The sequence below is a fragment of the Teichococcus vastitatis genome, from assembly GCF_003604215.1.
GTDB classification, from domain to species: Bacteria; Pseudomonadota; Alphaproteobacteria; order Acetobacterales; family Acetobacteraceae; genus Pseudoroseomonas; species Pseudoroseomonas vastitatis.
In genome coordinates this window covers 1-7,845 of record NZ_QXGS01000068.1, presented here as the reverse complement: position 1 = coordinate 7,845, position 7,845 = coordinate 1, and the positions used below count along the sequence as shown (strand labels likewise).

Here is a 7,845-nt window from a genome sequence, read left to right as displayed (position 1 = left end):
GCGCTCGAACCGACGCTGGTACTCTACGATCGCCAGCCCAACCGGATCCCAACAATGTTCCGCGACCAGACAGCTAGAGCTTCCTATTGGCTCGGCGGCGCCCAAACGTGGTATGGCAGCGTTGCGTCAATCTTGGTCATCAATTGCCGGGCGCTGCTGTCCCAATTCAGCGTCCGAATGTTAGTCGATGAAGGAATAGCCCCACGAGCCTGCGCTTCCAGCCAGAATAGCAGAGCCTGCGCCAAATCCTTCGTCTCTGTCCCTTTGAAATAAATTGCATGCTCACCTACAACCTCGCGGAACACGGGCAGGTCGCGTGTCAGGATCGGCAGTCCGGCTCGCGCGGCCTCAACGAGTGGAAGGCCAAAACCTTCGCCTTCCGACGCCATCAGTAGGCAACTACTCATGCCGTAAAGGCGGCGCAGGTCAACGTCGCTGATGCCTTCAAGCCAGTGCAATTTACTACCTAGTTGTGGGTGGCTGCGCAGACGCTGTACCAAATCCTGTGTCTGCCAACCCTGTTTTCCAACGATCAGCAGGCCGACATCCACTCCTTCGGTCCAGAGTTGCTCGAAGGCTGCGAGGGCTTGCGAGTAGGCTTTCCGCGGCTCCAGTGTCCCTGTCATAAGGAAAGTTGGCCGACGCGCTGTACAGGCCATGGCAGCAAGAACAGAACCGGTCTCTTCACTGCCCCCGTCGTCTATTCGGAAATCCCCAGCAAGATGGAAGTAATCGATTGGAAGCGGTGTGCTGCGAAGATCTCTTACTTCAGTCAGCCATCCGGAAAGCTCATCTGCCACAGCTCGCGAGATGCAAATCGCTTGGTCAGCCATTGAAAGCATTCGTGAGTACCAAGAACTGACCTGTGTAATTCCTTCCGGAAAACATTCGGGACGAAGCATCGGTAGCAAGTCATAAACAATCACGATGAGGCGTAGTCCCGACAGCTTTCGTCGGCGTAGATCATGGAACTCTGCCTCAGTCATCCGGGGGTTCACATCGATACATAGGAGGGTATCGTGCTCGCCCATATCGACTGGAGCGGCGGTAAGGGGGAGAGAACGGCTTCCTAGCACTCTCGTCCCTACCTCATAGGCGTGGCGAAGATGCCCTTGGTGGAAGCAAACCGCCTCTGCACGGCGGTGGCCTTCATCCGAGACCAAGAGGCGTCGTCCCACCTCCCGCACCACGCGCTGAATCCCGGAACGCGCATCGTGACGCGCGAGTTCTGACATATCGATCAAGAGCCGAGCTCGGGACGGAGATGCACGAAAGGTACTCGCTAAAGACTGCGAAACTGCGTTCAGCTCACTGTCCCTAAGGGGTAACATTTTCAACCGAGAAAGGCTTCGGGACAGGTTCAGCGGCGAAGGAGGATCCCTCTGCACATAGGCTGCCTCGATAGCTTCTTGGTACTCTCCGGCAATTCTGTTCGGGTTCAGGCGCTCTCGCGTAAGAACTACACCTGCTTGCGCTAGCGCGCCCCGCAAGGCGGTATCGTCCCGCAGCCGCTCGATCGCGTCACGCAGAGCTATGGTTTCGAAATGGTCAGGCAGCTTGAGAGCGCAATCGTCCGGCAGGTCACGGGCAGAACCATGCAGATTAACGATTAGAGGTACGCCAAAGCATAGGCAGTCAGTAATAGCAGCTGAGGTTTCACCTCTGGAATCGGTACGTAACTGCACAGCGATGTCTGCGGCAGCGAGCCAATAATCGTAAGTCTTCTGGTCAACACGTCCAGTAACTCGGACTGCATTCGAGGTGTCACCGTCACGGAGTGGGAAGTCTCCTAATTCGCCGGCTGTTGCACCAACATAAACCAAATGCCCCTTTTGCCCTCGGACCGCTTCCCAAGCTTCCAAGAGCCGCGCTGGCAGCTTGGCCGGAGATACAATACCGAAGGTGCAAATTAGAATTTGCTCCTGGTCGACGCCGAGTTCCCGACGCGCCGCGGCACGATCGAGACGCGGACGCAGATGTGCAAGGAGTGGGATAAGGGTAACCTGCTTACGCACCTGCTCTCCAAAATGCATTGTTAGGAGCGCGACCGCGTATTGGGAATGCTGGATAGTAGCTAATGACTGCTCCAAGACAGCCTGGCAGCAGGGATACTGCCGCACCGCCTCGTCACGGCCATGGCGCGCCTCATAATCCAGGGCAGAATAACCGTGCGACTGATAAAGGTGGACCAGGAATTCGTCTGGTTGTCCCTCGTGGTGTGCGAGCCAATTCCATAGATTGGACAAGAAGGTGTCGTGGAGCACTGAGACGCCGGGATGTACCGGCAGAAGCTGCCGGTATTGGAAGGTATGAAAGTCGGAACAGCCGAGCTGGTACAGGATTCTGTCGAAACTGGCACCTACTTTTAGAAAAGCTTCCGCATCAAGTTGCGGGAAAATGGCATTGAGCCACGGATCGCTTGTCTCGCCCTTCTCGGTCACCAACGTGATATCGTAAAATCGTGCCAGGGCTGGTAGGAGGCTCCGGCTATAGTCGGCGATGCCACTGGCTTGCGGCGGCAGAGGAGAAACAAAACCTAGAGAAGGAAGCTGCCGTAGAACGGAAGCATTCCCACGCTCCGGCACTGTGCGGCGCTCCTGGATCTGCTCCAGCCCGTCCCAGGCACGTTCCGCGCATGCTTCCCAGGTGAAGCGGGAAGCCTGCGCCAACCCATGTGCCATCAAGCGCTGCCGTAGATCAGGATTGCTAAGGACCTGCTCTATACGTCCGGTGATTTCGCTCGTTTGCCTTGGATCGAACAAAGCATCTGCTAGACCAAGGACTTCAGGTAGGCTGCTGGTGTTGCTGGCGATCACCGGCGCGCCGCATGCCATGGCTTCAGCAGCCGGCAGGCCGAAGCCTTCGTGCAGTGAGGGAAAAACGAAGACTGCACAAGTTCCGTAGAGCCGTATCAGGTCGCTTTCGTCCACGAAGGGCACGATAACCAGACGATCCACTGGACAGCCGACCCGCTCCATGATTTGCCGCAACGGTGCTTCTGGCACTCGCCCGACGACGACAAGCTGATACTGATCACGTAATCCTGCCGCCAGCTGGGTATAAGCCTCAACCAACGCCGTCTCGTTCTTGCGGATGTCGCCGGCACCCACGAAGAGGATGAAAGGTCCCTGCAACCCATAGCGACGCAGGAGAGCTCGGTGCTCACTCTCATCCAGGACAGTTGGTCGGAAGTGAGGTTGAATGCCAGCCTGGATGTTGAAAACCTTTGCTGCGTTGAAGCCGAGATAGCCAATCGCTTCCTGCCTGCTTGATTCCGAGATGGCGAGAAGACCATCCATGAGGAACATTTCTTGGAGCCCGGCATAATACCACCGCGCATGCGGCGCCAGCGCTCCATTTCCTTCGAGGTACTCTTCACGCTTGATCAGTGGGATCAAGTCGTAGCAGGTACCCACCAGGGGCAACCTCTCTAAGCTCGATGGAGAATGCGTAATGCAAAGGTCGCTTAGTCCCTCAAATACACTCGACACATGCACGAGATCTGGTCGCAACGAGGACAAAAACTGCGCCCTGATGATCTGCGCCGCTCGTCCAGCGAAGCCGTCCTGTTCCCCTGAAGTGGGTGAGAACCACGAGCGAATTTGACGACGCGGCAAGACGGAGGAAAAATGGGTAACGAGCTCTTCTGCGGCTTCCGTCATGGAGCCATTGAGTGTGACGATGACTTCGTGCTCGCGCGGGCACCTTGCCATGGCCAAGGCCAGTTCACGCGAGTAGCGGCCAATGCCACGCTTGCTATTTCCGCCCTGTGCCCCTTGCAGGTCGATGACCAGTCGCAATTCTCTACTCTCCTACGTTAGGTGCCTGAATTCATATGATCGCTGCTGCCGAGCGGCAGGTAGATTTGATACAGGAGGATCTGACGAACATGCTGTCCCGACCGTGTTAGATCTTCATCGATGGCAGGCTGATGCGCGAACGGATTAACGGTTGTTGGAACGTCGTTGCCCATCTCGTGCTCGAGAGCCGGTACGTCATTTTGCTCCGGCGCAAGAGTCAGATCTTCATCAATGGTAGGCTGTTGCGCGAATGGATTAACGGTTGTTGGAACGTCACTGTCCGTCTCGTGCTCGAGGACTGGTACGTCATTTTGCTCCGGCGCAAGAACCGTGGCGCTGGAACCCAAAGAATTGCCAAAGCGAAGCCTTGGTGTGGTGCCGCCCATAGCATATAAACTGAGTTCCCGTAGCGTAGTCTGCCGGCGGAGCAGATAGATCAGGACACGCAGGGGCCGGGTGAGACGCCATGAGGTGCTTTCCCGATAGAGACGGTTCCACTCCTCCGCCACGATGCGCCGGTGCTCGGCATCGTGGAGCTGCGCTTTGCCCTTCGCCAGCTCTGCTTCGGCGGTACCGGCACGTTGAAATGCAGCATCCGCTTGGCAAAGTGCATTGCCCAGTCGGATACCGCTTTCCTCAGCAGAGGCTGCAGCTTGCGCGAGCAGCGCTTTAAGGGAGGCGGCGTGCTCGGCCTGGAGTGTGGCTCCCTGCAGCTCAGCCTGTTCCGCACGAGAGCCAGCCTCCTGAACCCTCTCAGTGAGCTGCATAATGCTGGCTTCGAGTTGCCGGAACTGGCTTTCAGCTGCGGCCGCGCGCTGTTCAGCCTCACCACGACGCCGTCCCGCCTCTTCCAAGGCTGCTAGCGCGGCCTGAGCTGCGGCTTCCGCCCTTAGGCGTGCCTTATCAGCATGCTGATGCGCCTCAAATTCGCGTTCTCGTGCTGCTCTTTCGTTAGTCGCATAGGTGTCGGCAGCCTCAACGCGGTCCAGAAGATCCGCTGCACGCATGAAGCCATCGAAGATGTTGGGTTGCACTGCAAAGTGCTTCCCCAAGGCTGGTGCCTGTTCGTCAGCCAGGTAGAAGCGGTTCAGGCCATCAAACCAGACGAAATGATATCCTTGGTGCAGGAGATCCGCCTCCCATTCCAAGTGATCGGGCACTTGGGAAAGCGGCTTAGTAGCTTCCACCAGGATGACCCACGGCCGGAAACGCGTGAAATCCGCACCTTTCAGTACCTCTGCTTCGCCACCCTCGACATCGATCTTCAAGAAGTGAATCGGACCTTCAGGCCGATATCCGGCACAGATCTCTGCTAAGGTCCGACATGGCACGCGTAGCTCCTTGACATCGCGCCCGTCACTAGCGTGTTGGCTGGCGACTGCTCCGTCCAAGGTAGATAGTCCCGTCCCAGCAATCTCATAAAAGACCCGTTCATCTGATACTGCCGCTGCGCCGATAGGCAGGTTGACATCGCGGATACGTTGCTTTTGGAGCTTCGCGAAATATGTGGCGTTTGGCTCGAGGTTGATGCCGCTCCACCCACGATTGTAGAACAGATAAGTGACCGATAAATCGACCGGGTCTGCAGCTCCGACATCAACGTAGAAGCCGTGCTCGACATGCTTCAAGCAGCGCCAGAGCATGACGTCTTCCTGATTCTGGGCGTAGGAGATCAGGTCCATTATGTGGCTCGTTCCTAGATCGTTGCAGCGTAGACCAGCAGGCGAAGCATCCATTCGGCGGCCAGCTGTTCAGATCAACTATCTTGTTTCATGGCTGACGTGTTCCATAACTGAGGAGGTTTTGCCAGCACGGCAGCAGGTTGTCATCCTTACCCTTGGAACTGGAGCGTTTTCCGCCCACTCCGCTTATATCTCGCGGCGGTGAAGTAGTTAGCGCTTTCTACTGGGGTGAAGGCATCGAGCAATTGCGATCGTAGCGGATGGCGAAGCGGCGGAAGCGGTTCATCCATACGAAGCTGCGCCCGATGACCCACCTGTGCTTTCCGAGTCTTTGGCTGCTCTCGATGCCACTGGTCCTGACCCCTGATCTGTCTGCGGCGCGCAGCTGGAGCATGCGTCTTGAGCGTGACATTAAAAAAAAGCCATGGTGGGTTCAACTGGTCAGCGCAACGGCTTGGGCAAGCGTAACGGTTGGTGTTTTGTAGCCAAGGGTTTTCCTCGGCCGGGTGTTGAGCCGCAGGGCGATCGCGTCGAGATCATCCTGGCTGTGCACGGAAAGATCCGATCCCCTGGGCAGGTACTGCCGCAAAAGACCGTTGGTGTTCTCGTTGCTGCCCCGCTGCCAAGGACTGCGGGGTCACAGAAGTACACTGCGGCATCGGCCGCAACGGCGAAACGCTTGTGTTGGGCCAGCTCCATGCCTCGGTCCCAGGTCAGGGACGACATCAGTCCTCGTGGCAGCTGCTGCACTTGCCTCACCAGCGCGCCAACCACGCTTTCAGTGTCTTTCCCATCCACCTGCACCAGCATCAGAAAGCTGGAATGCCGCTCCACCAGCGTCGCAATATGCGTGTTCTTGCCGCCGGAAAGCAGATCGCCTTCCCAGTGGCCAGGAACAGCACGGTCCTCAATCTCGGCGGGGCGTTCGCGGATCGACACCGCATCGATGATCTGCCCTCTGGGTTGCCCTTCCGTGGCCGACGTCTTGGCGCGGCGCATCAGACGGCGGCTTCGGAGCGTCGCCAGCAGTTCCCGCTTCAGGACGCCGCGGGCCTGAATGAACAGGCTCCTGTTGATGGTCTCGTGCGACACCCGCATGGCCTCGTCGTCAGGGTACTCCACCTCAAGCCAGCCGGACACCTGCTGGGGCGACTATTGCTGCGCCAGCTTCTCCGCCACCACGGACTTGCAGAGACCGATGGGCAGCCAGCAGGCATGGCTTGGGACGGCACGCCTGCTGTCAACTCCGGCTATCGGCCGCCATGGCACGGTATTTCATGCTGCTACCATTGCGGCCGATCTCACGGCTGATGGTTGACGACGAGCGGCCGAGTTGCGCCGCGATCTGACGGAACGATAAGCCGGCAATCAGCCCTCGTGATATCTCCTCGCGTTCTTGCAGCGTCAGAGCACGGGGGGACCGCTTCCGCAGCGGCGGCGCAATGCCACCACCGAGGCGCTACCAATCTGGTGAAACAGACCGGGTCGGTGCCATCAGCAAGGCGGGCGACCCTGCGGCCAGGGTGGCCCTGTTCGAGGCGGCGCATGTGCTGCTGACGCGGGTGGCCCGCGGGTCGGCGCTGAAGGCCTGGGGCATGCGGCTGGCCCAACGTCGCGGCGCCAAGCGGGCCAAGGTGGCGCTGGCCCGCAAGCTGGCGGGCATCCTGCACCGGATGTGGGTCAGCAAGAGCGATTTCCGCTCCGGCGCCCCGGCTGCAGCCATGGAGGGCTGACCGAGCCAAGACCTCAGCTCACCAGAACGCAGAGTTCGTCCGTCCGCGGACGACGGTGGAAGCAGGCCGCTGGACACCTGGTCGCACCCTACGGGTGACGCCGCTCTAGAGATCGGCCCTTCCCTCGCATCGGACCGCCTCCTGTGGCTGCCGTCGCGCACACCACGAACAGAAGCAAGATCCGCGACCGGACGACACCTGCGTTGACCAACCATCGCCTAATGACAAAAGGTGTCCAGATACCGGCCTTGACCCAGCAGATGAAGAGCTGCGTCGCCAATTACCAAGGACCGAGGGAATGCTGCGCCATTTGGCACCGTTCTGGTGCCGCCAGAGGATGGTGGAGATGGTCCGCCGGAGGTCCTTCGGCGGCGTCTTGCCGTGATTCCTGAACCCCCTCGATCAGTGGCTCCCACACTGCCCAGGTCGCGTTTGTGAAAACCTGATGGCCGTTGCTCTCCGCCACACCCAAAACATGTGATCAACACTCAAGCTTTAGCAGAGCCTTAGAAAAATCCGTCTTTACGATTTTTTTTCACTTCTTGGCATAAGGGTTGATCACGCAATCGTGAGCATCCGGGCTCACGCATGAAGGTGATCCCCCCCGATGGCCATCAACGGTGTCTATGT

2 protein-coding genes and 3 pseudogenes are annotated in these 7,845 nt (G+C 58.5%); 1 reads left to right on the top strand and 4 read right to left on the bottom strand.

Annotation, left to right across the window (positions count from 1 at the left end):
• Nucleotides 1-83: 83 nt before the first annotated feature.
• The 4 genes and pseudogenes from D2K64_RS22275 to D2K64_RS22265 form a co-directional block, all read right to left on the bottom strand.
• Nucleotides 84-3,800, bottom strand: a complete 3,717-nt coding sequence (locus D2K64_RS22275; protein ID WP_120010582.1) for a glycosyltransferase — start codon at nucleotides 3,798-3,800, stop codon at nucleotides 84-86.
• A gap of 17 nt (nucleotides 3,801-3,817) precedes the next feature.
• Nucleotides 3,818-5,482, bottom strand: coding sequence for an FkbM family methyltransferase (locus tag D2K64_RS22270; RefSeq protein ID WP_157986043.1), 1,665 nt, complete (start codon nucleotides 5,480-5,482; stop codon nucleotides 3,818-3,820).
• Nucleotides 5,483-5,729: 247 nt separating this feature from the next.
• A pseudogene (locus tag D2K64_RS26330) lies at nucleotides 5,730-5,885 on the bottom strand (IS5/IS1182 family transposase); the annotation flags it as partial.
• A gap of 30 nt (nucleotides 5,886-5,915) precedes the next feature.
• Nucleotides 5,916-6,932, bottom strand: a pseudogene (locus tag D2K64_RS22265) (IS30 family transposase); the annotation flags it as partial.
• Between the two features lies 1 nt (nucleotide 6,933).
• Between D2K64_RS22265 and D2K64_RS22260 the strand changes: the two are divergent.
• Nucleotides 6,934-7,215, top strand: a pseudogene (locus D2K64_RS22260) (transposase); the annotation flags it as partial.
• Between the last annotated feature and the right edge of the window lie 630 nt (nucleotides 7,216-7,845).